The organism is Roseburia hominis A2-183 (assembly GCF_000225345.1).
In the GTDB taxonomy this organism is placed as follows: Bacteria; Bacillota; Clostridia; order Lachnospirales; family Lachnospiraceae; genus Roseburia; species Roseburia hominis.
Map to the genome: position 1 here is coordinate 2,391,085 of NC_015977.1, position 26,319 is coordinate 2,417,403.

23 protein-coding genes are annotated in these 26,319 nt (G+C 50.4%); 8 read left to right on the forward strand and 15 right to left on the reverse strand.

Annotated features, from left to right (window positions below; translation table 11 throughout):
* Positions 1–16: 16 nt before the first annotated feature.
* Positions 17–874, reverse strand: a complete 858-nt coding sequence (gene nudC, locus RHOM_RS10720) for an NAD(+) diphosphatase (RefSeq protein ID WP_014080332.1) — start codon at positions 872–874, stop codon at positions 17–19.
* A 676-nt stretch (positions 875–1,550) separates the two neighbouring features.
* Complete coding sequence (locus tag RHOM_RS10725; RefSeq protein WP_014080333.1) at positions 1,551–2,243, reverse strand: phosphatase PAP2 family protein; 693 nt, start codon at positions 2,241–2,243, stop codon at positions 1,551–1,553.
* A 313-nt stretch (positions 2,244–2,556) separates the two neighbouring features.
* Here RHOM_RS10725 and RHOM_RS10730 point away from each other — a divergent pair, with 313 nt between their 5' ends.
* Positions 2,557–4,161, forward strand: coding sequence for a L,D-transpeptidase family protein (locus RHOM_RS10730; RefSeq protein ID WP_014080334.1), 1,605 nt, complete (start codon positions 2,557–2,559; stop codon positions 4,159–4,161).
* 1,618 nt (positions 4,162–5,779) lie between these two features.
* The gene (locus RHOM_RS10740) at positions 5,780–7,000 is read left to right on the forward strand and encodes an MFS transporter (RefSeq protein ID WP_014080337.1); all 1,221 of its coding nucleotides are present in this window, start codon (positions 5,780–5,782) and stop codon (positions 6,998–7,000) included.
* Positions 7,001–7,080: 80 nt separating this feature from the next.
* On the opposite strand, the gene RHOM_RS10745 is transcribed toward RHOM_RS10740, so the two are convergent.
* Both RHOM_RS10745 and RHOM_RS10750 read right to left on the reverse strand, forming a co-directional pair.
* Positions 7,081–7,881: a helix-turn-helix domain-containing protein gene (locus tag RHOM_RS10745; protein WP_002575858.1), complete on the reverse strand. Its 801-nt coding sequence runs from the start codon at positions 7,879–7,881 to the stop codon at positions 7,081–7,083.
* Between the two features lie 78 nt (positions 7,882–7,959).
* On the reverse strand, positions 7,960–8,223 hold the full coding sequence (locus RHOM_RS10750; RefSeq protein ID WP_002575859.1) for a hypothetical protein: 264 nt from the start codon (positions 8,221–8,223) through the stop codon (positions 7,960–7,962).
* Positions 8,224–8,451: 228 nt separating this feature from the next.
* On the opposite strand from RHOM_RS10750, the gene RHOM_RS10755 reads away from it, so the two are divergent.
* The 5 genes from RHOM_RS10755 (at position 8,452) to RHOM_RS10780 (ending at position 12,292) form a co-directional block, all read left to right on the forward strand.
* The gene (locus tag RHOM_RS10755) at positions 8,452–8,865 is read left to right on the forward strand and encodes a cysteine-rich VLP domain-containing protein (RefSeq protein ID WP_002575860.1); all 414 of its coding nucleotides are present in this window, start codon (positions 8,452–8,454) and stop codon (positions 8,863–8,865) included.
* Between the two features lie 111 nt (positions 8,866–8,976).
* Positions 8,977–9,372 (forward strand): replication initiator protein A, encoded by a 396-nt coding sequence (locus RHOM_RS10760; RefSeq protein WP_002575861.1) that lies wholly within the window; start codon positions 8,977–8,979, stop codon positions 9,370–9,372.
* Between the two features lie 173 nt (positions 9,373–9,545).
* Positions 9,546–10,490 carry a MobV family relaxase gene (gene mobV / locus RHOM_RS10770; RefSeq protein ID WP_002575862.1) on the forward strand — a complete coding sequence of 315 codons (945 nt, stop codon included), beginning with the start codon at positions 9,546–9,548 and terminating at the stop codon, positions 10,488–10,490.
* 40 nt (positions 10,491–10,530) lie between these two features.
* The gene (locus RHOM_RS10775; RefSeq protein WP_002575863.1) at positions 10,531–10,686 is read left to right on the forward strand and encodes a hypothetical protein; all 156 of its coding nucleotides are present in this window, start codon (positions 10,531–10,533) and stop codon (positions 10,684–10,686) included.
* A gap of 94 nt (positions 10,687–10,780) precedes the next feature.
* On the forward strand, positions 10,781–12,292 hold the full coding sequence (locus RHOM_RS10780) for a recombinase family protein (RefSeq protein ID WP_002575864.1): 1,512 nt from the start codon (positions 10,781–10,783) through the stop codon (positions 12,290–12,292).
* A 94-nt stretch (positions 12,293–12,386) separates the two neighbouring features.
* Here the strand turns inward: RHOM_RS10780 and RHOM_RS10785 are convergent, their stop codons facing one another.
* The 4 genes from RHOM_RS10785 to RHOM_RS10800 all read right to left on the reverse strand — a co-directional run bounded on the left by RHOM_RS10785 (position 12,387) and on the right by RHOM_RS10800 (position 17,121).
* Positions 12,387–12,833, reverse strand: a complete 447-nt coding sequence (locus RHOM_RS10785; RefSeq protein WP_014080339.1) for an RrF2 family transcriptional regulator — start codon at positions 12,831–12,833, stop codon at positions 12,387–12,389.
* 659 nt (positions 12,834–13,492) lie between these two features.
* Positions 13,493–15,004: a UDP-N-acetylmuramoyl-L-alanyl-D-glutamate--2,6-diaminopimelate ligase gene (locus tag RHOM_RS10790; RefSeq protein WP_014080340.1), complete on the reverse strand. Its 1,512-nt coding sequence runs from the start codon at positions 15,002–15,004 to the stop codon at positions 13,493–13,495.
* A gap of 60 nt (positions 15,005–15,064) precedes the next feature.
* Positions 15,065–15,916, reverse strand: a complete 852-nt coding sequence (gene dapF / locus RHOM_RS10795) for a diaminopimelate epimerase (RefSeq protein ID WP_014080341.1) — start codon at positions 15,914–15,916, stop codon at positions 15,065–15,067.
* 20 nt (positions 15,917–15,936) lie between these two features.
* Complete coding sequence (locus RHOM_RS10800; RefSeq protein WP_044024979.1) at positions 15,937–17,121, reverse strand: trans-sulfuration enzyme family protein; 1,185 nt, start codon at positions 17,119–17,121, stop codon at positions 15,937–15,939.
* Between the two features lie 149 nt (positions 17,122–17,270).
* Here RHOM_RS10800 and RHOM_RS10805 point away from each other — a divergent pair, with 149 nt between their 5' ends.
* Entirely contained in the window at positions 17,271–18,113 is an 843-nt protein-coding gene (locus RHOM_RS10805) for an AraC family transcriptional regulator (RefSeq protein WP_014080343.1), read from the forward strand.
* Between the two features lie 55 nt (positions 18,114–18,168).
* Here RHOM_RS10805 and RHOM_RS10810 read toward each other — a convergent pair whose 3' ends face one another.
* The 7 genes from RHOM_RS10810 to RHOM_RS10840 all read right to left on the reverse strand — a co-directional run bounded on the left by RHOM_RS10810 (position 18,169) and on the right by RHOM_RS10840 (position 26,179).
* Positions 18,169–19,827: a putative manganese-dependent inorganic diphosphatase gene (locus RHOM_RS10810; protein ID WP_014080344.1), complete on the reverse strand. Its 1,659-nt coding sequence runs from the start codon at positions 19,825–19,827 to the stop codon at positions 18,169–18,171.
* Positions 19,828–19,848: 21 nt separating this feature from the next.
* Positions 19,849–20,754 carry a hypothetical protein gene (locus tag RHOM_RS10815; RefSeq protein WP_014080345.1) on the reverse strand — a complete coding sequence of 302 codons (906 nt, stop codon included), beginning with the start codon at positions 20,752–20,754 and terminating at the stop codon, positions 19,849–19,851.
* Between the two features lie 101 nt (positions 20,755–20,855).
* The gene (locus RHOM_RS10820) at positions 20,856–22,172 is read right to left on the reverse strand and encodes an MATE family efflux transporter (RefSeq protein ID WP_014080346.1); all 1,317 of its coding nucleotides are present in this window, start codon (positions 22,170–22,172) and stop codon (positions 20,856–20,858) included.
* A 13-nt stretch (positions 22,173–22,185) separates the two neighbouring features.
* Complete coding sequence (locus tag RHOM_RS10825) at positions 22,186–22,617, reverse strand: hypothetical protein (RefSeq protein ID WP_014080347.1); 432 nt, start codon at positions 22,615–22,617, stop codon at positions 22,186–22,188.
* Positions 22,618–22,649: 32 nt separating this feature from the next.
* Positions 22,650–23,141: a DNA-deoxyinosine glycosylase gene (locus tag RHOM_RS10830; protein ID WP_044024677.1), complete on the reverse strand. Its 492-nt coding sequence runs from the start codon at positions 23,139–23,141 to the stop codon at positions 22,650–22,652.
* A 57-nt stretch (positions 23,142–23,198) separates the two neighbouring features.
* On the reverse strand, positions 23,199–24,179 hold the full coding sequence (locus RHOM_RS10835) for a sugar ABC transporter substrate-binding protein (protein WP_014080349.1): 981 nt from the start codon (positions 24,177–24,179) through the stop codon (positions 23,199–23,201).
* Between the two features lie 14 nt (positions 24,180–24,193).
* The gene (locus RHOM_RS10840; protein WP_014080350.1) at positions 24,194–26,179 is read right to left on the reverse strand and encodes a methyl-accepting chemotaxis protein; all 1,986 of its coding nucleotides are present in this window, start codon (positions 26,177–26,179) and stop codon (positions 24,194–24,196) included.
* Between the last annotated feature and the right edge of the window lie 140 nt (positions 26,180–26,319).

The following is a 26,319-nucleotide window of genomic DNA, read 5'->3' on the forward strand; positions in this document are numbered from 1 at the left end:
TATGTTCATTTGACTGTCAAGACATTTTCTCAGACGTAAAATTTTTCTGGAATACAGACATCATCTCTCTGGTCAGCGACAGCCCCTCTGGATCTTCCGGCACATCCGAATAATGCACCCACTCCGCTGTCGCAAGCTCTCCCGTGTCCAGCACAATATCCCGCTCTCCGTCCAGTTCACAGAAATAACCAAGAAGAAGGTTCTGGTCAAATCCCCACGGCTGGCTCTTATAATAGTGGATATTCTTCACCTTAAGACCGACTTCCTCCTGCACTTCCCGCATGACCGTCTCCTCCGCCGTCTCCCCGATCTCCGTAAATCCAGCGATGAGCGCGTACCGTTTGTACTCCCTGTTGGCGTAGGTTGTCATCAGAATATACTCTCCGTCCGTCACCCCGACAATCACCGCCGGTGCGATCTTTGGGAACACCTGGTTGCCGCATGCGGGACAGAATAACATCCGCAGCGTTCCGTTGTGCATGAGTTTCTGTCCGCATCTTCCGCAGAACCGGTTATCCCGATACCACTCGTACAGATGCCATGCCGTGGCAGCCGCAAGGATGTGCTCCTTCGGCTTTCCCGACCGCACCGCAAACATTTTTTCAAAACAGTATCCTTCCGGTGTGAGATGCTCCGGCAGTTCCGTCAGAAAATACGTCTCCTCCCCAACGGAAAACAGATAGATGCTCTGCGGCGCCATTTCTCCCGCCGTCTCACAGATCTCCCGGAGTTCCCGGTAAGTAAGGAAGGCAAGCGTCTCTCCCTCCCTTACAAGGATCTTGTTCTCCCTGTAGATCATCATATAGCTGGTATCGTCCGGCTGTTTTTTTTCGTACTGATTCTGCAGATGCAGTGGTAAAATATCCTGTATCATTTCGTCTCTCCTTTATTACATAATTTTCCATGAAACAAAAAACTGTCACAATAAGCATATCATGCTTTGCGTTGATAAGTAATATTATAAGAAACACACTTGAGGATTTCATGTGGAAATGCAACTGGGAATTCGTTGGAGAAAAATGTGAGCATTTCTTCCGACGAAATGTTTGCATCTGATTCCGTGTCTCTTCCACGTTTGGACAATCCGACGGGGCATGTCCGACACACCGGAGACAATGGGCGGACTTTCTGGCAGCACTAACTGCACTCCCTCGTAGACATGATAAAACCGCGCGAACAGAAACTCGTTGCCACCTGCTATTGAAATTAAGGCAGGTGACAACTCAGACATCTGCTTCGCGCGGTTATGTTTTACTGCAACATAAGGATGGCTGATTTATGCCATCCGTTGTTTGGTGCTGGTAAGTGCTGCACGAAAGTCCTACAAATTGTCTTCCGGGATGCGGACATGACCCGCGGAGTGCTCCAAACTTGGAAAGACACGGATCATCGAAGATGCAAACATCCGGCTGGTTAGAAATGCCACATTTTTTGATCCGAATTTCCACCTGCATTTCCATCTGAAATCCCGCGGTGTGATCTTCTAATAATATTACTTATCTTTTTAAAAGAAAATGGTACAATCAGTCGCCGTCCGGCTTTACTCAGGGTCAGATCCGATGCAGCTTCTGCTCATATTTTTCCTGACGAACCGGAAGACGGAACGGATTGTTGACATAGACGATCATGTACATGCCGGCTGCTGTAATCATACCTGTCACAACGTCGAAGACGGAGTGCTGTTTTAAAAACATGGTTGAGAGAATGATGCTCACCATGAGGATGGCGGAACCGCAGCGCATTGCGTGTTTGTGCTTGAACGCATCGGAACGCCATACCGCAATATTGACCGCAATCGAGTTGTATACATGAATGCTTGGAAACAGGTTCGTCGCGGTGTCGGAAGCGTACAGCCACTTGACGATATGTACAAAAATATTATCCCGCGCAAAGGTTGTCGGTCTTAGGTAATGTCCGTTCGGATAAATGGTGGACACAATCAGGAAAATTGTCATTCCGGTAAACAGCATTGCGCACAGCCGGAAATATTCGGAACGGTCTTTTAAATAGAAATAACCGATGCCCCAGCCGACGTAGCCGAACCATAACAGGTAGGGGATGATAAAATATTCACAGAACGGAATGTAATCATCCAGCGCGGTGTGAATGACATGAAAATGTGTGGTGACGGTCTTCTCGAGATGACCAAACCATGGAAGATAGATTGCAAAATAAGATAAAAGAAACAGAGCCTTGTTTCGATCAATAAAGCCACTGATTCTCTGACGAAGTTCTGGTTTCATAATATCCATCCTTTCTATAATAAATAGCAGTATATCCAATTTCTTCACGTTTGCGATTATAGCACACGCATTTCTGCGAGACAATCGGCTTTCTTTTTTTTTAAGAAAGATTATTTAAAATTTAAGAAAACGTTCATACATCGAAAGATCGTTTGTGCATTTATACAATAAGAAATAAAACGAAGATTTTACATAATTGTTACGATTGGGGGAAGTTGTTGACAAACAAAAAGGGTCATTTATAATAAACCATGTGTTTTCACTGAAAGAACAGGCATATAAATGTTTACGATAAGAGGAAAGGAAACAGAAAATGAAAAAGAAAATCGGGATTACCGCGGCAGTCATTCTGGGAATACTCGCAGTCTGCTATATCGGATTCGCGGTGTTTTTCCAGAGCCACTTCTGCTTTGGCACTACGATAGATGGCATTAAAGTGGGAGGATGCAGCACCGTAAAGGTGGAGCAGCTCATAGAGGAGGAGATCGGAGGATATGAGCTGACTCTGGTGGAACGCGAGGATCAGACGGAGACCATCACGGCATCACAGATCGGCGCGGCGCCGGTTTTCCACGGGGAGATAGAAGAACTGCTGGCGGATCAGAACGCCTTCGCATGGCCGGTGATTCTGTTTGGAAAGAGTGCACTGGAACTGGAAAAAACGGTTGCCTTTGACGACACAAAGTTTTCCGGGACGATCGAAGCGCTTTCCTGCATGCAGGAGGAGAATCAGAGAAAGCCGGTGGATGCGTCCTGTTCCGGCTATTCCGCAGCGGACGGCTATACGCTTGTCCCGGCGGATTACGGAACGACGATCGATGAGACAGCGTTGAAAAACGCGGTGGCAGAAGCCGTGGAAGGGCTGGAGGACACACTCGACCTGGAGAAGAACGGCTGTTATGTGGACCCGGCGGTGGGAGACGACGACAAAGATCTTCTCGCCGTGATCGACGAATTAAACCAGTACGTTGCATCGACGGTCACCTACGATTTCGGGGATCAGACAGAAGTTGTGGACGGCAGTACGATCAGCGAGTGGCTTTCGGTTCTGGACGGTGAACTGGAGGTTGACGAGGAGGCGGTGCTCGACTATGTCAAGGGACTTGCCAAGACTTATAATACCGCGTACAAACCGAAGACGTTAAAGACTTCTTACGGACCGGAAGTGACGATTTCAAACGGCGCTTACGGCTGGAAGATTGACACGGAGGGAGAGGTGGCACAGCTGCTTGAGGACATCAAGTCCGGCAAGAGTGTGGAGCGAGAGCCGGTCTATTCCCAGACGGCGAACAGCCATGGCGAGAATGACTACGGCAATTCCTACGTGGAGATCAACCTGACATCGCAGCATCTGTTTGTATACAAGAACGGAAGTCTGGTTGTGGACAGCGATTTTGTATCGGGAAATCTGTCAAAGGGACACGGTTCTCCGACCGGAGCGTTCAGCGTGACCTATACGACCACGGATGCCGTGCTGCGCGGAGAGGACTACGCGACGCCGGTAAAATACTGGATGCCGTTTGCGGGAGACGTCGGCATGCATGACGCGAGCTGGAGAAAAAGCTTCGGCGGGAATATTTATAAGACAAACGGATCGCACGGATGCATCAATCTGCCGACATCCGTGGCAAAGACGATCTACAATACGATCGAGAAGGGCTGGCCGGTACTGGTGTACACGCTTCCGGGAACAGAGAGCGCCGCACAGCTGCAGCAGGATGTGCAGACCGTGATTGATCTGATCAATTCCATCGGTGAGGTAACGGCGGACAGTGAGACAGTCATCGCGTCAGCGCGCAGCCAGTATGATGCTCTGCCGGATTCTACAAAGGCGAATGTGACAAATTACGATGTGCTCGTGGCAGCCGAGGCATCACTGGCACAGATCAAAGCGGCGGGAGAGCAGACGGGAATGTAGTCTGTCTGCCGCATGGAATTGTCGCAATAAGCATAGACCTCTTTTGGGTGATAAGTAATATTATCAGAAGATCACACCGCGGGATTTCAGATGGAAATGCAGGTGGAAATTCGGATCAAAAAATATGGCATTTCTAACCAGCCGGATGTTTGCATCTTCGATGATCCGTGTCTTTCCAAGTTTGGAGCACTCCGCGGGTCATGTCCGCATCCCGGAGACAATTTGTAGGACTTTCGTGCAGCACTTACCTGCACTTCCGCAGTAAAACATAACCGCGCGAAGCAGATGTCTGAGTTGTCACCTGCCTTAATTTCAATAGCAGGTGGCAACGAGTTTCTGTTCGCGCGGTTTTATCATGTCTACGAGGGAGTGCAGTTAGTGCTGCCAGAAAGTCCGCCCATTGTCTCCGGTGTGTCGGACATGCCCCGTCGGATTGTCCAAACGTGGAAGAGACACGGAATCAGATGCAAACATTCCGTCGGAAGAAATGCTCACATTTTTCTCCAACGAATTCCCAGTTGCATTTCCACATGAAATCCTCAAGTGTGTTTCTTATAATATTACTTAGGTCAGTTTACAAGGAACTACACGCAGACCGTGAAACGGGCTGCTGACAACAAACGGCGCTATGCTCCCGGCTGGGTGCATAGCACCTGTTTGTTGCGGGGGTTTCCAAAGGGGGCAGCGCCCCATTTGGCACACGACTTTGCGGAGCAAAGTGTAGTGTGTTATACGCTCTGTCGGCGTTGCCCTGAAAATACCGTTGCCGCCGGGGAGGGCAAGGGCATTTGACGCGGCAGGAAAGCAGGGCTTTGTTTGGGGCTGGTAAGCCGGAAACAAAGGGCTGATTTCAGCAGCAGACAGGGCGTATTATGAAAGCCCCCGTCCCTCGTCCTCCGCCCCCGGCCTATGGGACAAAAAGTCCCAAAGCTCTGGACACCGTGACCAGATGTGTGGCCACACTCCGGGAAAAGTAGCAGGACGGCAGGAAACCGTCAAGGCTGAAATGAATGGGCTGACGCCCGGCCTTGACCGTTCCCCGCCGCCCCGCTGGATGGGTGGACAAGGTGGCCAATCCCTAAAAGTGTTTGGCCGCACTCGTTCATTTTGGGGCCTTTCTTCTCCCAAAATTGAAATGGGCGGGAAAGCCCTAAAATGGCTTTCCCGCCTTGATTACCCATTAGCAAAGACGGGCGAGACTGTCAACGGCGGCGCTGAAAGCGCCGTTCATCTTGACCGTTGACTGGCTCGCCTGGCTTTGCTACTGCCCGTAAGAGATGGAAAAACAAGATGGAAAACAAGGTTAAAAATGGTTGACAAGTCTATCGGATGTGTGTTATACTGTGCGACAGTTTGAGATTGGAAGGAGGCTTACGTGTGTTAATTTGTGTACGCTAATAAGCAATAAAAAGTAGAAGTACCTTTCCACATGATGGTGGGCTTTTTTTGCGTGCGTATGCAAAGGAACACGTAGGTTTGACACGAGCAGTCTTTGAACTGTATCGTGGTGTTTTTTCGTGCTTTGTTGTTATGCAGGCGTCTGCCCTCTCTGTGGGACAACGCCTGCTTTTTATTGCAGAAACAAAGGAACAATGCAATAAAAAAGGAGGTTCGCATTATGACCCAAAACAACAATTCATGGAGAAAAACTTATTTTACACTTCTTGCCGGACAAGCAATATCCTTTATTAGCAGCGGTATTTTGCAAATGGCCATTATCTTTTATTTGGTTGCGAAAACTAATTCTGCAATCATATTGACGGCGGCAACACTGATTGGATTTTTGCCGCAAGCCTGTTTAGGCCCGTTTGCAGGTGCTTTTGTTGACCGGCACAGCCGTAAAAGCGTAATGATTGGTGCGGATTTGATAATTGCCGCCGCTGGCGGTATTCTGGCGCTGGTGGCGTTTTACATGGAATTGCCCGTATGGTCTATTATGGTTGTCCTGTTAATCCGAAGTGCGGGAACTGCTTTTCATTCTCCAGCATTCAGCGCAGCAACACCTATGATTGTGCCAAAAGAGGAACTTACAAAATGCGCTGGTTACACGTCGACCATGCAAGCAGTAAGTGCGATTATCAGTCCAGCTGCCGCAGCGTTTTTATATGCTGTTTGGCCTCTTAATGCAATTATATTGTTAGATATTGTGGGTGCAATCCTTGCCTGTGTGACTGTTGCGATTTCGTCCATACCAACGCCTGAACTATGTCCAGAAACGAAAAGACAACAGTTTTTACAGGATATGAAAGAGGGGTATGTGGTATTAAAGCAAAACAGGGGCCTCTTTGCTCTGCTCTGGATTGGTGTAATTTATATGTTCTTTTATATGCCAATCAGTACGCTTTTTCCTCTCATCTGTATGTCATACTTCAAAGGAACACCGGCCCATGCCTCTGCCGCTGAAATTGCTTTTGCGGTTGGTATGCTGCTTGGCGGAGTCATTCTGAGCATTTGGGGCGGTTTTAAGAAACGGCGGTACACCATCGGTCTTTCCGTTCTCCTGATGGGCGTTAGCAATATGCTCTCCGGGCTTTTGCCGCCAGACGCATTTCTTGTCTTTGTTGTGTGCTGTACTGTTATGGGAATTTCCGCTCCATTTTACGGTGTGCAAAATGCGATTTTTCAAGAAACGGTCAAACCAGAATATCTGGGGAGAGTTTTTTCTCTACTGACAAGCGCCGCTTCCCTCGCCATGCCGTTTGGCCTTGTCATTTCCGGGCCTCTGGCGGAGCGGCTGGGAGTTGAGAAATGGTTTGTCATTTGCGGAATTGGCATTATCATCGTTGCGCTTGCCGTATTTTTACTACCCGGTTTGAGAGAGATTGACAATACGCAATAATCAACTGCACCTTTTTCTATTACTAAACAAAATGCCTGGATGGTGGTTCTGAAAAACCAGAACCGCCGTTCAGGCATTTTTTATCTTCGTCCTCTCTGCGGTTTTGGATTCTTCAGCAAGTCGGATTTTTCCGCAATCTTTTTCAGCCACTTCCGTTCTTCTACTGACAGCTTCCTAAAATTCAGCTTGAGCCGTTTGCAGATAAACGCCAAGTACGCTTGTTCCGTGTCGCTGTCCTGGCTGACGATTTCACCAGCAGTTTCCAGCATTTCTTTTAGCGGGTTATCCTCTGGGACGCTGAAAAAATCGTCCTTGTGTGTTTCCCGCAGAGCAAGGGCAATCCCGTTTATGTCCCGTTGTATCACATAGCGGCAAAACTCGTCCTCATCAATATGGGCGGTGATAAGCTGTCTTAACTGCGTATCACTCATGCCAGGATTATGCTTTTTTATAACAGTTGCGCTCATCGTGTCCACTATGGCGTTTGCACCCTGCGCCTGTTTCAGTGCCGTTCCGTTCACATAGATTTCAAGGTCAGCCATCAGCCGGGGGAAATCCGGGTGCGCCGCCAGCTCACACAGCAGGGTATTGTCTATCCTCCCGCTTTTCAGCAGGTCAATCATTTCATCACTCAAACGCAGGTCTGCAAGATCGGCGTTTGGGTGATTTTTCATTTCAGACAGCCCCAGCAGATAATCAGCGGTCACACCGTAAAACTTCGCCAGCCGGATAAGGGCATAGTGGCTGATGTCCTTGAAGTCTTCCGTTTCGTAACTGCCCAGCGCAGACTTGGAAAGCCCGGTCTGCTCCGCAAGCTGCCCCAGCGTCAAGCCACGCTCCACACGTAGGTCTTTTAATCGCTCTTGTATGGATAAAGACATATTCACCCTCCTTGCTAGCTCAACGAAAGAGAAGCCGTTATGCTATGTACTATGCTCATAGCATAACGGCATAGGCATTTACAGTTTTATTTTACCATTTGCTACATCTTCACGAAATTTATCAACAAGCTTCGCTGTCAGCTTGGATTTACCGTAGTGTTCAAGTACAAAAGTACGATAACTTTTTCCATCTACAAGCACATCACTTTTTCTGGTCAACAACCAATTTCCGTTACCTCCTCCCTGTTCTCTAATATTCCAGTCTTTCCCATATCTTTTATAGATTTCATCTTTTTTACCTTGAACAGACATTGATTCGCTTGGAATATAAACAATTTGCATAATAGCTCCTCCTTTATTTTGTGCAAGAAGACCAGAAACCTGAATTTGTCTTTTATCTTTTTTTGATTATATCACAAATCCGAGAGCGTGGAAATAGGGAGTTTTTCAGGCTGATTTCCTACCTCTTGGATATACGGCACAGGCGGTCAAAAAGGTGTAGACTTGGGATAGTTCATCGATGGACAAGCACCTTGGAAACAGAACACGCCAAAGAAAACGGAGGGACGCATGAGCAAAAGACCCTATCAACACCTGCCGCCGCTGGAACACAGGCCGGACGGCTCCCCCTACCGCATAACCCCGCCCCAGAAGAGACGAGCCAGCGGCCTGATACGCCGGGAGTGCTGCAACTGCGAGGACGGAAACTGCCTTGCGCTGGACGATGGCGACACCTGCGCCTGTCCGCAGATGATTTCGTTCTCCGTCTGCTGCAAGTGGTTCCGCTGGGCGGTCTTGCCGCTGGACAGGACGCTGGAAGCGGAGATTTACCGGGACAGGGACTTGAAACGCTGTGCGGAGTGCGGCGGTGTGTTCGTCCCGAAGTCCAACCGGGGCAAATACTGCCCGGACTGCGCCGCCAGAGTTCACAGGCGGCAGAAAACAGAAAGTGAACGGAAAAGGAGGTCTGCTGTGGACAGTTAAGAGCGGGAAAAGCCTTGATTTGCAAGGCTCCGCAAGCCCTCAACCGGGGCGGCTGGTATCATTTATCATTCGCCCCGGAAAACGGGCCTCTAACCGTCCACAAAACACGCTATGACAAACACGATTTATATTCACCAGCCGGAAAAGGCGTTCAGTTTCACCCGGCTCCCCAATTTCCTTTTTGAAGCACCCACATTCCAGCCCTTGAGCAACGAAGCGAAGGTGCTGTATGCCTTTGTCCTGCGCCGGGCGGAGTTGTCCCGGAAGAACGGCTGGGCGGACGAGTACGGGCGGGTCTACCTGTACTACCCCATCTGCGAGGTGGTCGCTTTGCTCCGCTGCGGGCGGCAGAAAGCGGTCAACACCCTGCGGGAGTTGCAGTATGCGGGGCTGGTGGAAATCCAGAAACAGGGCTGTGGAAAACCCAACCGCATTTACCCGAAATCCTATGAAGCGGTTCCAAACACCGACTTCAAGAAATCCGGTTATGGTACGCCGGAGGGCTGAAAACCGTACTTGGCGAGTACGAAAATCAATCCTCTTGAAGTACGGAAATCTGACGGTATATAGAAATACAGAGATTAAAACCATCTATTTACATTCATTCCATTCCAATCCTATCAGAGATATTTTCGGCGGGAAAACCCGCCGGAAAGGAATGGAATGGGGAAAGGAGTTCAATGGCACAACACGCAATTTTGCGATTTGAGAAGCACAAGGGCCACCCGGCGGGGCCGCTGGAAGCCCACCATGAACGGAAAAAGGAGCAGTACGCCAGCAACCCGGACATTGACACCAGCCGGAGCAAGTACAATTTCCACATCGTCAAGCCGGATGGCCGCTACTACCATTTCATTCAGAGCCGCATCGAGCAGGCCAGATGCCGCACCCGCAAGGACAGCACTCGGTTTGTGGACACGCTGATTACCGCCAGCCCGGAGTTTTTCAAGGGCAAGTCCCCAAAGGAGATAGCGGCCTACTTCCAGAGGGCGGCGGACTTCCTCATTGACCGGGTGGGCCGGGAGAACATCGTTTCGGCTATGGTACACATGGATGAAAAAACGCCCCATCTGCACTTGGTCTTTGTGCCGCTGACAAAGGACAACCGCCTGTGCGCCAAAGAAATTATCGGCAACCGGGCCAATCTGACGAAGTGGCAGGACGATTTTCACGCCTGTATGGTGGAGCAGTACCCCGACCTGGAGCGTGGGGAAAGCGCCAGCAAGACGGGCCGGAAGCATATCCCCACCCGGCTGTTCAAACAGGCGGTCAACCTCTCCAAACAGGCGAGGGCCATTGAAGCGGTTCTCTCCGGCATTACCCCGCTGAACGCCGGAAAGAAGAAAGAGGAAGCCCTCTCCATGCTGAAAAAGTGGTTTCCGCAGATGGAGAACTTCTCCGGGCAACTGAAAAAATACAAGGTCACAATCAATGACTTGTTAGCGGAAAATGAAAAGCTGGAAGTCAGGGCAAAGGCCAGCGAAAAAGGCAAGATGAATGACACGATGGAACGGGCGAAGTTAAAAAGCGAACTGGACGATATGCGGCGGCTGGTTGACCGTATCCCGCCGGAGATTTTAGCGGAACTGAAACGGCAACAGCGGCAGCATGGAAAGGAAAGGTGATCTTATAAGTAATATCAGATACAAAAAGGAAATCGAAATCGTGACTTTTCAGGGAAAGGAAATCACACTGGAAAATCTCTCCCCGGTGTTCACGCCGGAACAGGAAGCAGCCAAACGCCGGGAACTGGAACAGCAGCTTTATGAGGTGTTCCGCAAGTACGCCGACAAGCGGGAGAGTGAGGAAGCCGGGACATAAGGTTTTCCAAACCCATCATTGATTTGCGGGGCTGCTGGCGGTATAATAGAACTGTCAGCAGCTCCGTTTCTTTTTTAAGAAAAGGAGCGACAATATGAACAATCGGATAGACGCAATCTATGCAAGACAATCGGTAGACAAAAAGGACAGCATTTCCATTGAAAGCCAGATTGAATTTTGCAAATACGAGTTGAAAGGCGGTAACTGCAAGGAATACACAGACAAAGGGTACAGCGGCAAGAACACAGACCGTCCGAAGTTTCAAGAACTGGTGCGGGACATCAAGCGGGGCTTGATTGCAAAGGTCGTGGTTTACAAGCTCGACCGTATCAGCCGTTCCATTCTGGACTTTGCCAACATGATGGAGCTGTTCCAGCAGTACAATGTGGAGTTTGTGTCCTCTACGGAAAAGTTTGATACCTCCACGCCGATGGGACGGGCCATGCTGAATATCTGTATCGTGTTCGCCCAGCTTGAACGGGAAACGATACAGAAGCGGGTAACGGACGCTTACTACTCCCGCAGTCAGCGGGGCTTTAAGATGGGCGGGAAAGCCCCTTACGGCTTCCATACGGAGCCTATCAAGATGGACGGTATCAACACAAAGAAGCTGGTGGTAAACCCGGAGGAAGCGGCCAATATCCGGCTGATGTTTGAGATGTACGCCCAGCCCACAACTTCCTACGGGGACATTACCCGGTACTTTGCCGAACAGGGGATTTTGTTCCATGGCAAAGAGCTGATACGCCCCACGCTGGCGCAGATGTTACGCAATCCTGTCTATGTGCAGGCAGACCTTGATGTGTACGAATTTTTCAAAAGTCAAGGTACAGTCATTGTCAATGACGTTGCCGATTTTACGGGCATGAACGGCTGCTATCTGTATCAAGGGCGAGATGTAAAGGCCAGCAAGAAAAACGACTTAAAAGACCAAATGCTGGTACTGGCTCCCCATGAGGGTATCGTCCCCTCCGACACCTGGCTGACCTGCCGCAAGAAGCTGATGAACAACATGAAAATCCAGTCTGCCCGGAAAGCCACCCACACATGGCTGGCAGGAAAAATCAAGTGCGGGAATTGCGGGTATGCTCTTATGAGTATCTACAATCCCTCCGGCAAACAGTATCTCCGCTGCACGAAACGGCTGGACAATAAAAGCTGTCCTGGCTGTGGGAAAATCATCACTTCGGAACTGGAAGCGGTTGTTTATCAGCAGATGGTAAAGAAGCTGGCAAGCTACAAGACGCTGACAGGAAAAAAGAAAGCGGCAAAGGCAAACCCGAAAATCACCGCCCTGCAAGTGGAACTTGCCCATGTAGACAGCGAGATTGAAAAGCTGGTGGACAGTCTGACGGGGGCAAACAATGTCCTGTTCTCCTATGTGAATGTGAAGATAGCGGAACTGGACGGGCGCAAGCAGGAACTTCTGGCAAGGATAGCGGAGTTGACTGTGGAGGCCATCAGCCCGGAACAGGTCAGCCAGATTTCCGGCTACCTCGATACCTGGGAGAATGTATCTTTTGATGACAAGCGGCGTGTGGTGGATTTGATGATCACCACCATAGCCGCCACAAGCGACAGCTTGAACATCACATGGAAAATCTGACTGGCGGCACCCCTCCCGTCAGATACCTACCCTGTGTAGTCCCTTGTAAACTGTACTTTATCACTTATAAAAGAAATGTGTACTTTCCTTCCGATTAGATATAATACATATTCTGCTCGGTCTCGTACTCACGCACAAATTCATTCACCAGATCCGCCAGCGTAATGCTCTCTAAGATCCGCTTCGTCTCCTCGTTCACGCGATCCCACAACAGCGTGTCCATCACCTTTGACACCGTCTCGCAGAGTGCATCCTCGTTCACCGATTCCGGCTCGATACTGTAGCTGCCCTCCAGCGCGAGGATCATCTGTGCAACCGTAATATTTTCCGGCTTATCCGCAAGGACGTAGCCGCCCTGCGCGCCTTTGACGCTCTTAACAATACCACCGCGCTTTAAGCTGGAAAACACATGCTCCAGATAGTGCACAGAAATCTGATTCCTGTTTGCAATATTTACCAGCGACACATGACCATTGGTGGAATTCACCGCCAGATCAATCAGCGCACGGATCCCATAGCGTCCTTTCGTGGAAATCTTCATATCAGTTCCTCCCTTTATACCCTATCTCCAGATCTTTTTTCATAGTAATCTTATATGAATACTATATTATCATCTGTCTTCTCGGAAGTCAACCGCTTTATGAAAAGAATACGCGCTAAGTAATATTATAGGAAGTATGTCCTGCGATTTCGGGTGGAACTGCATGTGGAACATTCGTTGAAAAAAATGTGTGTATTTCTTCCAGCCGGATGGGCTGCATCTGATTCCGTGTCTCTTCCACGTTTGAACAATCCCGGAGGGTGTCCGGCAAGCCACAGACAATGAGCGGACTTCCTGGTGTCCCTAATGGCACCACTTCACAGACAATATAAAACCGCGCGAACCGAAACTCGTTGGCATCTGCTATTGAAAACATGGCAGATGCCAATTCAGACATCGGCTTCGCGCGGTTATGTTTTGTTCAGTGGTGCCAATAAGGGACACGCACAAAAGTCCTAAAATTGTCTGCGGCTTGCGGACACCCTCCGTGGAGTGCTCCAAACTTGGAAAGACACGGATCATCACAGATGCAGTCACCGGCTGGTTAGAAATGCCGCATTTTTTGAACAGAATGTTTCATAGGCATTCCACCAGAAATCTGCATGTAATGCTTCCTATCATATTACTTATTGCAAAAGGTCCGATACTTATATGTTATTCTACGCTTCGACCGTGCGCTCTCCCGACTTGATCTCGTCCAGGATTTCCGCTACGGCTTCGCGCTCGTCAAAATGATATTTTACACCCTTGATCTCCTGATAATCCTCATGCCCCTTGCCGAGCAGCACGATCATATCCCCCGGCTTTGCATGCGTCATGCAGTAGGCGATCGCCTCCTTGCGGTCGTCAATCTCGATGTATTTTCCGTTGCTTTTTGCCAGACCGACCTTGATGTCGGCATTGATGTCGCGGATTTCCTCATCGCGCGGATTATCGCAGGTCAGAACGCACAGATCTGCAAGTTCTCCGGTCACCTCGCCCATATCGTAGCGTCTTAACTTGGAGCGGTTGCCACCGCCTCCATAGACACAGATCAGGCGCTTCGGATGGTACTCTAAGAGTGTCGTCAAAACGCTTCTCGTGCTCACCTCATTGTGCGCATAATCGATAATCATCGAATAATCCTTCGAAACCGGAAGGATCTCCACACGCCCTTTGACCTGAACCTTCTCAAGTCCGTCGAGCACTGCCCGGTCCGGAATACCGACAAGGTTGCACACCAGCATCGTCACCATCGCATTGTACACAGAAAACCTGCCCGGAATATGCACTTTTACCTTGCAGTCCATGCAGCCGCTCACGGTAAAATGCATGCCGAGTCTGCCGCCCTCGTTGATATAACCGATGTCCGACGCAAACAGATCCACCACCTGGTCTTTCACATCATTTCCCTCTGCGGAAAATGTGCGCACCTGACAGGTGTGTCCCTTTAAAATCTCCTCCCAGTGAGGATCATCCGCATTGACGATGCCGACACGGCACTGCCGGAACAGAAGACTCTTGCAGTACAGATACTCCTCGAACGACTCATGCTCCGCCGGTCCGATGTGATCCGGGGAAAGGTTGGTAAATACGCCGTAATCAAACAAGATGCCCGCCGTGCGGTCCAGTTTCAATCCCTGCGAGGACACCTCCATAACCACATACTCGCATCCGGCTTCCACCATAGCCGCAAACATCCGGTGAAGTTCATAGGACTCCGGCGTCGTATTTTTCGATGGGATGTGCTCATCACCGATCATCGCGCCGATCGTTCCGATCAGTCCGACCTTCTTCCCCGCCATCTCAAGCACGCTCTTGATCATGTAAGTCGTCGTCGTCTTTCCTTTTGTACCTGTAATGCCGATCGTGACCAGCTTACGGTCCGGATGTCCGAACAACGCCGCCGACATGTAGGCAAGCGCACGTCTGGCTGATTCCACTTGAATGACCGTGATTTGATCCGGAATCTGCTGCGCCTCATCGGCACGCTCGACAACGATCGCCGACGCACCCTTTTTCACCGCATCCGGGATGTATTTATGTCCGTCCGTCACAGCTCCCACCATGCAGACAAACACCGTTCCCTCTGTAATCTTCCGGGAATCATAGATGACATCCCGCACATCGACATCCATGCTTCCCGAGAGACACTCGTATTTGAATTCACTGCAAAGTTCACTTAACTTCATTTTATCTCCATTCCTGCGCCACAATCGCGCATCTTATGCACTGCTGCTTATCTGCGCCTCTTATCCGATGATGTGTGACGCGTCGATTTCCGACTCGAATACCGTGTGGGAAGGTCCCGTCATGAACAGATGATTCGTCTTCTCATCCCACTCGATGAAAAGCGGTCCGCCGATCTGCTCGACCGTCACTTTCCGGTCTGTCCGTCCGGTGAGGACGCCTGCCACAACCGCCGTCGCACAGCCTGTCCCGCATCCGATCGTCTCGCCGGTTCCTCTCTCCCACTCGCGGATCTTAATATAATCCTTCCGCACAAATTCCACGAACGTCACGTTCGTCTTATTCGGAAAAATGGATGTCATATGTTCAATCGTCTTTCCATAGCCTTCCACATCCAGATCTGCCACAGAATCCACATACATAGCACAGTGCGGATTTCCCCAGGATACCGCCGTGATATGGAATGTCCGGTCAAGCACCTGCACCGGCTGCTCCACGAACTCGGGCAGCTCCGTGACTACCGGAATCACTGCAGTGACCAGTCTCGGCTCACCGATGTCCGCGCGGATATTCGATACCAGCCCGTCGGTCACGGTGAGGGTCAGATGCTGCATTCCGCCAAGTGTCTCGATCACAAGATCTGTCTTGTCCGTCAACCTGTGATCGTATACATATTTTCCGACGCTGCGCAGAGCGTTGCCGCACATTTCCCCCTCCGTGCCATCCGGGTTGAACATCCGCATACGGAAGTCCCCTTTCTCGGACGGACAGATCAGTACCATTCCGTCCGAACCGATTGCAAAATGACGGTCACTGACAAACCGCGCCAACTCCGGCAGATTCTTTAATTCCTGATGAATCGCATCAATATACACATAGTCATTGCCAAATGCCTGCATCTTTGTAAATCGCATCTTCTCACCAATCTCCTTTATCAGCCGTTCATTGCGCGATCCAGATCGGCAATGATATCCTCTACGTTCTCAATTCCCACTGACATGCGAAGGAAGCAGTCGGTGATACCGAGCTTCTCCTTGATGTCTGCCGGCGTGTCCTCATGTGTCTGTGTCGTCGGATATGTGATGAGAGTCTCCGTTCCGCCGAGACTCTCCGCGAACATAATCATGTCTACGCCCTTTAAGATCTTCTTCACTGTCTCAAAACTATCCACGGTGAAGGAAATCATACCGCCGAATCCCGTGGTCTGCTTTCTCGTCACCTCATAATCCTTGTGATCCGCAAAGCCGACATAGTAGACTTTTTTCACCTTCGGCTGTGTGCGGAGCCACTCGGCAACCTTCATCGCATTTTCATTGTGACGATCCATGCGGACTGCCAGCGTCTTGATTCCGCGCAGCACCAGCCAGCTGTCCAGCGGCGCGAGCTGACTTCCGTGGGACTTCATATGAATATGGATCTGATCGGCGATCTCCTCGTTGTCTTTTATTACCACAATGCCAGAGATGGTGTCGTTGTGTCCTCCCAGATATTTTGTGGAGCTGTGTGTGACAATATCCGCGCCAAGCGTGAGCGGCTTCTGGAAATACGGAGTCAGAAACGTGTTATCCACCACCGTGAGTGCATTCACGCTCTTTGCGATCTCAGAGACTGCGTGGATGTCCGCCACCTTCATCATCGGGTTCGTCGGTGTCTCAATGAAAAACATCTTCGTATTCGGCCGGATCGCCGCCTTCACCTCATCCAGATCCGACATGTCTACATAGGTATGCTCAATACCGTATTTTCCAAAAACGTCCCCAATAATGCGGAAGGTTCCGCCATAAATATCATCCGATAAAATGACGTGCTCGCCCGGATTCAACAGGGAAAAGACAGCCATGTTTGCCGCCTGTCCGCTGGAAAATGCGAATCCCTTGATTCCGCCCTCAAGAATTGCCATCGTGCGCTCTAATTCCTGTCTGGTCGGATTCTCGAGACGGCTATATGCAAAGCCGGTCGACTCGCCAAGCTCCGGATGGCGGAATGTCGCTGCCTGGAAGATCGGCATGCTGACTGCTCCGGTGAGCGGTTCCGTTCCCAGCGCGCCGTGCACGGCCTTGGACTCAAAGTGCAGATTTTCCTTTGTATCAAAATCGGTATAATTACTGAAATTTTTCATATTATTTTCCTCCATCTGTTTGGACATGCGTTTCTTCATATACAACTATTATACAAAACACTTTTTATAATATATAGTCTCAAAGTGCTTTTTATATTGCAAAAAGTGCTTTTTTATAATACAGTAATAGAAAAAGGAGGACGCACGCGATGCCGGAATACAAAAAGGTCGGATACTTAACCACCAGCTTTAAGATGTTTCATTTAAAAGATACTTCCCGCCGGGAGTTTCACTACCACTATCACGATTTTCACAAGATCCTGATTCTTCTCGGCGGTGACGTGACCTACTGTATTGAGGGGCGCACCTACCAGCTTGCCCCGGGCGATATTGTCCTGGTCAATGCCGGGGAAGTGCACAAACCCGAGATCCACTCGGATCTTCCCTACGAGCGCATCATTTTATATGTCTCCCCGGATTTTCTTACGGAGTACGCCGGGGAAGACTGCGATCTCTCCTTCTGCTTTAAGCAGGCGTACCGCGAGCAGGCACACATCCTCCGTCTGCAGGATTCCAAGGGCGGCAGGCTCGGCGCCTCCATCCGCGCGCTGGACGCCTCCTTAAACGACGACGACTATGCGGCGGCGCTGCACCACCGGCTTTTATTCCTGGAATTTATGATTCAGCTCAACCGCGCCGCCCTGCACCACCACATTGAATTCGTGGGAGACTCCGCTTCCAACGAGAAGATTCTCTCGATTCTCACCTATCTAAACGCTCATCTGACCGAGGATCTCTCGATCGATGACCTGGCCTCCCGCTTTTACTTAAGCCGCTCCTACCTGATGCACACGTTCAAGGCGCAGACCGGCTACACCATCGGCGGCTATCTGCTCACCAAGCGGCTGTTTCTCGCCAAAGAGCTGATCGCCGCCGGCACGCCGATCACGGAAGTATGCTATTCCTGCGGCTTTCAGAATTACTCGACCTTCTCGAGAGCATACAAAAAAAGCTTTGGGGAATCCCCGAGGGATTACCGCCAAAGCCTTTAAGCCATGCCCGCAGAGCGGGCTATGTTCACAGAGCGGGCTATGCTCACAGAGCGGGCTATACTCGCTCTGACATCTCATTCATGAGTGTAGGTATCATCTGTTTCTTACGTGAGATAATGCCGTCCAACAGGATGCCATCCGCATCCTCCTGCTTCTTGAACGCATGCGCCAGAATTTTTCCGGCATCCTCCCCCGCAAATATAATCTTGGAAGATTCCTCCAAAATATCCGTCAGCATGACATATACCATATTTAAACGCTTCTCGCCGAGCACCTGCGGCAGGAACGGGCGGAGCTGTTCTCCGATCTGTTCTAATTCCTCTCCGCTCATGGCGCTGATCTGGGCAACACCGAAATCACAGTCTTCCGTGTGGAAAATCTTAAAATCCTGATAGAAAATCTCTTCGGTCGTCTTGTTCTTGAAATCACTTCCGGCGCGGAACATTTTCTTCGCATGATCCTCAATATCCACATCCGCAATCTCTGCGAGCCGCTTTGCAACGCTCTTGTCAAGCGGCGTGCAGGTCGGTGAGCGAAACATCAGCGTGTCGGAAATGATCGCCGAGAGCAAAAGTCCCGCGATCTCTTTCGGAATCTCCACCCTCTGTTCCTGATACATCTGATAGATAATTGTCGAGGTACAGCCGAGCGGCTGATTCCGGAAATAAACCGGCGATACGGTCTCTAAGCTTCCCAGTCTGTGATGGTCGATGATCTCTAAGATCTCCGCCTCTCCGATTCCGTCCACCGCCTGTGACTTCTCGTTGTGGTCGACAAGAATGATCTGTTTTTTCTGCATATTCATGAGGTTACGTCTGGAAATCATTCCGACGTAGTTGCCGTTTGAGCCGAGCACCGGGAAATCTCTGTGGCGCACCCGCGACATGACATCCTTGACGTCGTCCACATAATCGTCAATGTCAAACGTGACGAGCTCCCGTCTGGTCATGTACTGCTTGATCGGCATACTCTGATTGATCAGACGCGCCACGGAAAATGTGTCGAACGGCGTTGTGATAATCACGCAGTCCCGCTTCTCCGCAAGCTTTTTGACTTCTTCCGCCACCTCGAGACCTCCGCCGATGATGATGCAGCTCGCGTTCGACCGGATCGCCTGCATCTGCGCCTCCTCGCGGTCGCCTAGGATCACCAGATCGTCATCCTCGATATAATCCGCCATGTATTCCGGGTTGGAGGTTGCAATCACAACTTTTCCGCGCACAAAATGTGCATGCTCATTCCCGGCGTAGACCTCACCGTCGATCGTCTCCGCAATCGTCTTGTACTGTGTGCGCGCTTTTGAGAGCACGCAGTTGTCCAGCACGTCCATGTAGGACGTCGCAATATCCTTGGTGACGATCACACCTTCCAGCTTGCCGAACTGATTGGTGACCGGAAGCGTTACAACCTCCAGCTTTTTCATCAGCTCCCATGCCCGTTTCAGCGAAATCTGATTGCTGACACCGGCCGTCTTGCGGATATTGATATCCTTGATCTGTGCACCGGCATAGGTCACAAGCGGCGGTTCCTCCACGCCAAAGCGCTCTAACACGTAGCGGGTCTCCTCATTCACCGCGCCCGCACGCTTTGCCACATAAGTCTTCTTGTCCCCGCTCTGGTTTTTCAGATATGCATAAGAAATCGCGGCGCATATCGAATCCGTATCCGGATTCTTATGCCCCACGACCCACACTTTCTTTGATTCTGTACTCATATGATCTTCTATTCCTTAAAGCTAAAAATTAAACACACCGAGAGAATACAGGATGAATCCGATCAGAACAACAAAGTTCAGAATTGCAAACCAGGAAAGACATTTGACATATCCCTTCACCGATCCGACTCCCTGCTCCATCTCGTCCATCTTTTCGATCTTGGAATCAAATTCGTTGAACAGATCCTGAATGTTGCGGTAGCACTTCACGTTCTCCGAATGTACCTTCTCGGAGAGATCTGTCTTGATGGATTCCAGCTGTGCTGTCGCATTCTCAAGCAGCGCCTTGACCTCGGCGATCTGTCCCTCGGAAAGCTTCTTGTTCGCGATTGCCTGCTCCTCCAAAAACTGCTTGTTTGTCGCAAGCTGCTCCTCGGAAAGCTTTTTATTTGCAGCAATCTGATCCTCATTCAGCTTGCGGTTCGATGCAAGCTGCTCCTCGCTCGCACGCTTTACCTCCGCAACCTGCCCCGAGATGCTTGTCTCAATCTCGGTCATCTTCGCTGTCACACGGTCTGCCAGATCATCGACCTTCTTCGTGAACTCTGTCACGATCTTGTCAGCTTCCTCCTGGCGCTCCACCAGAATGTGCTGCCACTCCTCGGCCTTGCCTTCCCGCTCGTTGACAATCGACTGCAGTTCCTGTACTTTATTCTCCTTCGCTGCAAGCAGATCCTGCAGCTGTTTCGCCTTCTCACGAAACTCGTCGATCTGACTTAATAAGAAATCTTCCTTTTCCACTTCTGTCTGTATCCTTTCCCGTTCCTGCGTGCTCTCCCCGGTCTCTAAAACCCTGGTCTCCCGAACCTTATTATTGCTCTCGCGCTTCGGGTGTGTCTTATATCCCTCCGCCCGTTCCGGCTCTCCTGCAGGTCTTCCTTGTCTGGGGTGAATCTGCGCCAGTAAAAGCTGAAACAGGTTTGCCATAAACGCTTCCTCCCTTTGTGTCTTCCGAACAAAAAACACCTATGGGTATTCTATCATTATCATTTTTCTTTGTAAAGCAGGAAAAAGCAACCGCCTCCCGCTCACTCTTTCCGGCGGAAAAGCAATGGTGTCTCCGCCGCCAGCATTGCCAGCCATCCGATCAGGTAGGCAACCGGCAGTGCCACAATTCCAAGTTTCATGGAAAATACCAGCGGAATGGCTGCCGCCACCCGCACTCCCATGTTGATAAAACTGCTGCTGAGCGTCACCTTGAGGTCGCCCATTCCGCGAAAATATCCCTGAATCCCGTTTGTGGCCGCCGGCAGAAAATACATCACCGCAATCGCATGCAGATAGATCACTCCCAGGGAGATCACCTCCTCATCCGTCACAAACAGCTTCATCAGCGGACGCGCAAACACAAAGCAGACCACACAGATAAAGAGCGCATAGATCATCTCGATCCACAGCCCGCAACGGAATCCCTCCCGGATCCGCTCCTTTTTGCCGGCACCTTTGTTCTGTGCCAGCAGCGCGGTCATCGCATGGGCGATATTCTGCTCCGGAGTGTAGGCAAAATCATCAATGCGGTTTACGACTGCAAACGCCGCCATGACAGAGATTCCCATTGTATTGACAATCGCCTGGATTCCGATCTTGCCGAGCTGTACCGTCGCCTGCTGCATGGCGCTCACCCAGCCAAACTGCACCGTCTTATAAAATAACCTCCGGTCAAACACGCGCCACTTGCGCCCCAGGCAGAGAATCTTTACCTTTTTCTTAATATATAGCCCGCACAGCAGACAGCAGAGTGCCTCGCTTAGCACCGTCGAAAAGGCACATCCGTTGCTGCCCCAGCCTAGCACCACCACGAAAAACAGGTCTCCCGCCACATTGAGTGCAGCGCTGATCATCAGAAAATAAAGCGGCGATCTGCTGTCGCCAAGTGCCCGCAATGTGCTCGCATAAAAGTTGTAAATAAACGTAAAGATCAGTCCGCAGAAAATAATGCGGAGGTACCCCGTAGCAATCGGAAGCACTTCCTCCTGCGTCCTTATCAGCCGAAGCAGCCACGGCGTCAGAAAAACGCAGACGGCTGAAAGCAGGACGGAAAACATCAGCCCGCCGATCATGGTCGAACTGATCTGCCGCTCCAGGACATCATAATCCTTTGCGCCGTAGTGCATTCCCATCAGAACGCCTGCTCCCATGCACATGCCACTGATAAACAGAATCGCAAGCGTCATCAGCGGACTGCTCGTACCGACCGCGGCAAGCGCCGTCTCCCCCACAAATTTTCCGACAATCATACTGTCGACCGCATTGTAGAAAAGCTGAAACAGATTTCCGAGAACAAGTGGAATTGTAAAACCTACCAGAAGAGGCGGTATCGCTCCTTCCGTCATATCCTTTGTCATTGCAGATGCCTTTCTATCTTTTGTTATTCTGCTTCAGAATGTGTATGATCCTTCCCTCATAATACACCGCAATCGCTGCAATCAATACCACGATAATCAGGCTGTATCCCTGTTTTAATTCTTTCCCGAGCGCATCACAGACGCTGGTGAATAAAAGTCCCTCCACAAAGACAAGCTTGACCATCCGAACCATCCGAAGCGTATACTGTCTGATCTTACCGCTGCATACCTCCCTTGTCAATCCGTTCACACGTTCCGGGTAGACGGCAAGGAGGGTCAGACCCACATATACCAGAATCATAAACACAAGATTCATCATCAGGTTCACCGGATTGACGTGGAACGCGATCCCGTAATAGATCTGTAACCCGAGATAGGCGATCGCCGATACGATACCGACTGCCTCAATGAGCATCACCTGCCATGTCATCTCGTTCTTTTTCATATGTCTCACACCTCCTTTTCCCTCTCTTTTTCTTACAGCAAAAGTTCCTGCGCCCAACACTGTGTCAGCCGCTCTAAATTCCATGCGGCATTGGCAGGACTCGTAGACGGCAGCTTTTTTACTTCCGGCATCTCCGCGGTCAGACAATATTTAGAAAACAGGCGGTACGCCGTATCCCCGTTGGCACAGATGCGCCGGATGTCCGCCGTCTTTAAGATCACTTCCATGTCATTCGCCGTCACATTGCGGATCGAACTGTCCGATGATCCTGCAATGTCACAGGAGGCAATGACATCCCACAGCGCAATATGGTGCTCTAACAAAAACGCCTTTTTCTGCGGAATCGTCTCCGGCAGCGTATCCTCAAAGACCGCTGCCAGCACTTTCCAGAAACGGTTCTGCGGATGACCGTAATAAAACTGCTGTTCTCTCGACTTTACAGACGGAAAGGATCCCAGAATCAGAATCCGGGATGCATCGTCATAAACAGGTCCAAACGTATGTGTCACATGCGTATATTCCATTCTCTTACACCAAAACGGCATCAGTGCAGACCGCACTGATGCCCTCTTCCCTCTCTATTACTGATAATCTGCCACATTGGAACTGTCCACCTTCTCGAACGGTACCCAGACGTAAAGTCCGTCGTCCGACAGGCCTTCCATTCCCTGCGTCGTTCCTCCGGAACCGAGTGCGATTGCCGCCTTGACAGCCGCCTCACCCTGTCCGCTTCCCGACTGGTATACGGTAAATGCCATATCCCCCGCCTGGATTGCCGCACAGCCATCTGCTGTCGCGTCAATTCCAAGAACCGGTACTCCCGATATGCCATTCTTCTTGCAGGAATCGATGACTCCAAGCGCCATGGTATCATTGTTGCATACCACCGCATCAAACTGCTTGCCTGTCTGCAGGAACAGATCGAAATAATCTTCTGCAATTCCCTGCTCCCAGTCTGCGTTATCCTCAAACACGACGTTGATCTTCTTGCCGGATGCCTTAAGCGTATTTTTGAACTCCTCGGATCTTCCCTTGGTTGCGGAATGATTCTTCGGTCCCTTTAAGAGTACCACATTGATCTCATCCTTGTCACTCATCTGATCCAGAATATATTCTGCCTGGTATTGTCCGGCAACTCCCTCATCCGATCCTACATAAATGTATTTGTCCGGTTCCAGCACCGATGCATCCGGACAGCTGTTGTAAAATACAATCGGAATATCTCCCGCCAGCGCTTCCAGTTCCAGCGCAGTGTCCGCATCGACCGGTCCACACATGATCGCATCATAATCTTCCGCAACCGCCTGTTTAATCTGCGCTACCTGGTTCTCGATGGAGTTCTCCGCATCGTACACCACGATCTCTGCTCCACTCGCCTCCGCTGTCTTCTTTGCCGCATCGATCAATGTATTACGGAACGCATCTGCCTGTGACAGTGATACATAGATCTTCACTCCCTTGCCATTCACCGCGGTATCTCCTCCTGTGCTGCCCGCCTGGCAGCCTCCGAGGCACGTCACTCCCAGCGCAGCCACGAGTGCTGCACTCATCAATCTCTTCATATCTGATACCCCCCTTAAATGCGAAACAGCTTAACCTGATCTGCCAGCTGTATGGATGACTCTGTCAGGCTTCTGGATTCTTTTGCCACGTTCTCACTGTTCTCTGCAATTCCCTTTGCCTGCGTCAGCATGGACTCTGATGTTGCAAGAATCTCATCTGAGCTTGCCGCCTGCTCCTCCGAAATTGCCGCCACGTTGGTCGCCACTTCATCTACCTGATTGATCTTGTCAACCATCTGGTCGATCAGAGCGCTTGTCTGCTGAATGTTGTCATAAATCCTATCAAAGGTATCAATTGCCGTATGAATCAATCCACTGCTCTCATTGATATTGTCGGCGCTGTCGCCTGCCTGACGCACTGCATCCGCCACAAGTTCATTGACCTCATGGATGAGCTTTGAAATATGCTCTACCGATGCGGTACTGTTGCTTGCAAGCGTTCCGATCTCAGAAGCGACGACTGCGAATCCTCTTCCTGCCTCGCCCGCTCTCGCTGCCTCAATGGAAGCGTTTAAGGACAGGAGGTTGGTCTCCTCCGCAATATTTCCGATCAGCTGTACAATCTCAACAATCTCACCGGATGCCGTACCCACTTTATTTACCGCCGCTTCCAGATTCTGGATAGAGGTGCGGATATTCTCAAGCGCCTCGCCGACATGCTCCATATCCTCGCGTCCCTTCTGGGATACCTCAACAGTCTCGCGCATCTTGTTGCCGACATTCACGCTGTCGTCCTTCGTGTCTGCAACCACACCGGCAAGCTTGGTCGCGTTGTCTGCAATCTCATTGACGGAAACGGACAGCTGATCCACCGTCATATTCAGCTCACTCATGGACTGGGACTGGACATTTGCCGCCGACTGCATCTCTCTGGACACACTGTCGCTCGCATCCGCCTGCGTTCCCAGTTTTCCGGAAATGTCTCCCATGGACGCAATCATCTGCTTCATGGATGCGATAAAGCGCTCCACGCTGCGGCTCATAAGCGCAATCTCATCATTGCCGCTGCTCTTGACCGATACGGTAAAGTCGCCGTCCGTCAGCGCCTTGATGACGTTCGTCAGCTTCCGGACAGGTGCGATCACAACATGCGTTGTGCGCTCAATCACTACACACAGAATCAGAATGGAGATCACACTGATCAGAATCATCAGATTCCTGAGGTTCGCAAGGTCTGCCAGTACAATGCTGGTCGGAATATAGGAAACCAGAATCCAGTTAGTTCCGGATACCTCCTTGAACACGGTCATATTGCCGTCCAATGTGGAAAAGCTGTAATCACGATCCGCAATCTTCGCCGCTACACTCTGCTCGAATGCACTGCTGCCGTCGCTGCCGAGCGTCGTGGAAATCTTCGCTGAATCACGGCTTGCCAGAATCGTTGCCGTATCCTTGTCCACGAGGATAGCCTCCGCATTCTTCATCTCGATAAACGCATTTACAATGACGGAAATGCGGTCGAGCGTCATATCCGCAGAGATGACTTTCATCTTGCCGCTGCCGTCATTTAAAATACCGGATGCACTGATGACACTGACGCCTTCTGAATTAACATAGGAAGATCCGATCGCCATATTGACTCTGGTCAGTCCCTCCTGATACCAGACACTGTTGACCGGATCCGACTCACTCATCGCCGAATCCGACGCTTTCCAGAGCTTTCCGGTCTCATCCGCGATGTAAAGTCCCTCCGGATAATTTGAGTTATAATTATAGTAGGAATCCAGCATGGTCTGTAATTCCTTGTCGTCCGGCTTCGTGTTCTCTATCGTTGTCTTCACTATCTGGAACGCCCCGATATTCTGTTCCAGCCAGCTCTCAATCTGCGACGCCTGATTCTCCACCGATGACTCCAGCAGATTCTCGGAATAGCTCTCAATCAGCCCTGCCGACGTGCGGTAGGCGATCAGTACGAGCACCAGAATGCTGACAATGACAACCGGAACGATCACACCTAAAAGCTTAACCTTAATCGATACGATTCCTTTTTCCTTTTGCATGTGCCTCAACTCCTTTTCTCTTGTGATACCCCAGATTCTATGATAATTGCATAATAATCTTGTCAATATTTTCTCATTTTTGCATATTACTGTCAACATCTATCGACGGATTCCCGCCCTGAAGTCGCATGTTTATACCA

Bases quoted from the DNA above. Each gene is read 5' to 3' on its own strand.
- RHOM_RS10840 (WP_014080350.1), bottom strand. From the start codon at position 26,179: ATGCAAAAGGAAAAAGGAATCGTATCGATTAAGGTTAAGCTTTTAGGT.
- RHOM_RS10730 (WP_014080334.1), top strand. From the start codon at position 2,557: ATGAAAAAGAAAATCGGGATTACCGCGGCAGTCATTCTGGGAATACTC.
- RHOM_RS10835 (WP_014080349.1), bottom strand. From the start codon at position 24,179: ATGAAGAGATTGATGAGTGCAGCACTCGTGGCTGCGCTGGGAGTGACG.
- mobV (WP_002575862.1), top strand. From the start codon at position 9,546: ATGGCACAACACGCAATTTTGCGATTTGAGAAGCACAAGGGCCACCCG.
- RHOM_RS10830 (WP_044024677.1), bottom strand. From the start codon at position 23,141: ATGGAATATACGCATGTGACACATACGTTTGGACCTGTTTATGACGAT.
- RHOM_RS10740 (WP_014080337.1), top strand. From the start codon at position 5,780: ATGACCCAAAACAACAATTCATGGAGAAAAACTTATTTTACACTTCTT.
- RHOM_RS10780 (WP_002575864.1), top strand. From the start codon at position 10,781: ATGAACAATCGGATAGACGCAATCTATGCAAGACAATCGGTAGACAAA.
- RHOM_RS10800 (WP_044024979.1), bottom strand. From the start codon at position 17,121: ATGAAAAATTTCAGTAATTATACCGATTTTGATACAAAGGAAAATCTG.
- dapF (WP_014080341.1), bottom strand. From the start codon at position 15,916: ATGCGATTTACAAAGATGCAGGCATTTGGCAATGACTATGTGTATATT.
- RHOM_RS10805 (WP_014080343.1), top strand. From the start codon at position 17,271: ATGCCGGAATACAAAAAGGTCGGATACTTAACCACCAGCTTTAAGATG.
- nudC (WP_014080332.1), bottom strand. From the start codon at position 874: ATGATACAGGATATTTTACCACTGCATCTGCAGAATCAGTACGAAAAA.
- RHOM_RS10790 (WP_014080340.1), bottom strand. From the start codon at position 15,004: ATGAAGTTAAGTGAACTTTGCAGTGAATTCAAATACGAGTGTCTCTCG.
- RHOM_RS10785 (WP_014080339.1), bottom strand. From the start codon at position 12,833: ATGAAGATTTCCACGAAAGGACGCTATGGGATCCGTGCGCTGATTGAT.
- RHOM_RS10760 (WP_002575861.1), top strand. From the start codon at position 8,977: ATGACAAACACGATTTATATTCACCAGCCGGAAAAGGCGTTCAGTTTC.
- RHOM_RS10815 (WP_014080345.1), bottom strand. From the start codon at position 20,754: ATGGCAAACCTGTTTCAGCTTTTACTGGCGCAGATTCACCCCAGACAA.
- RHOM_RS10755 (WP_002575860.1), top strand. From the start codon at position 8,452: ATGAGCAAAAGACCCTATCAACACCTGCCGCCGCTGGAACACAGGCCG.
- RHOM_RS10725 (WP_014080333.1), bottom strand. From the start codon at position 2,243: ATGAAACCAGAACTTCGTCAGAGAATCAGTGGCTTTATTGATCGAAAC.
- RHOM_RS10745 (WP_002575858.1), bottom strand. From the start codon at position 7,881: ATGTCTTTATCCATACAAGAGCGATTAAAAGACCTACGTGTGGAGCGT.
- RHOM_RS10810 (WP_014080344.1), bottom strand. From the start codon at position 19,827: ATGAGTACAGAATCAAAGAAAGTGTGGGTCGTGGGGCATAAGAATCCG.
- RHOM_RS10820 (WP_014080346.1), bottom strand. From the start codon at position 22,172: ATGACAAAGGATATGACGGAAGGAGCGATACCGCCTCTTCTGGTAGGT.
- RHOM_RS10825 (WP_014080347.1), bottom strand. From the start codon at position 22,617: ATGAAAAAGAACGAGATGACATGGCAGGTGATGCTCATTGAGGCAGTC.
- RHOM_RS10750 (WP_002575859.1), bottom strand. From the start codon at position 8,223: ATGCAAATTGTTTATATTCCAAGCGAATCAATGTCTGTTCAAGGTAAA.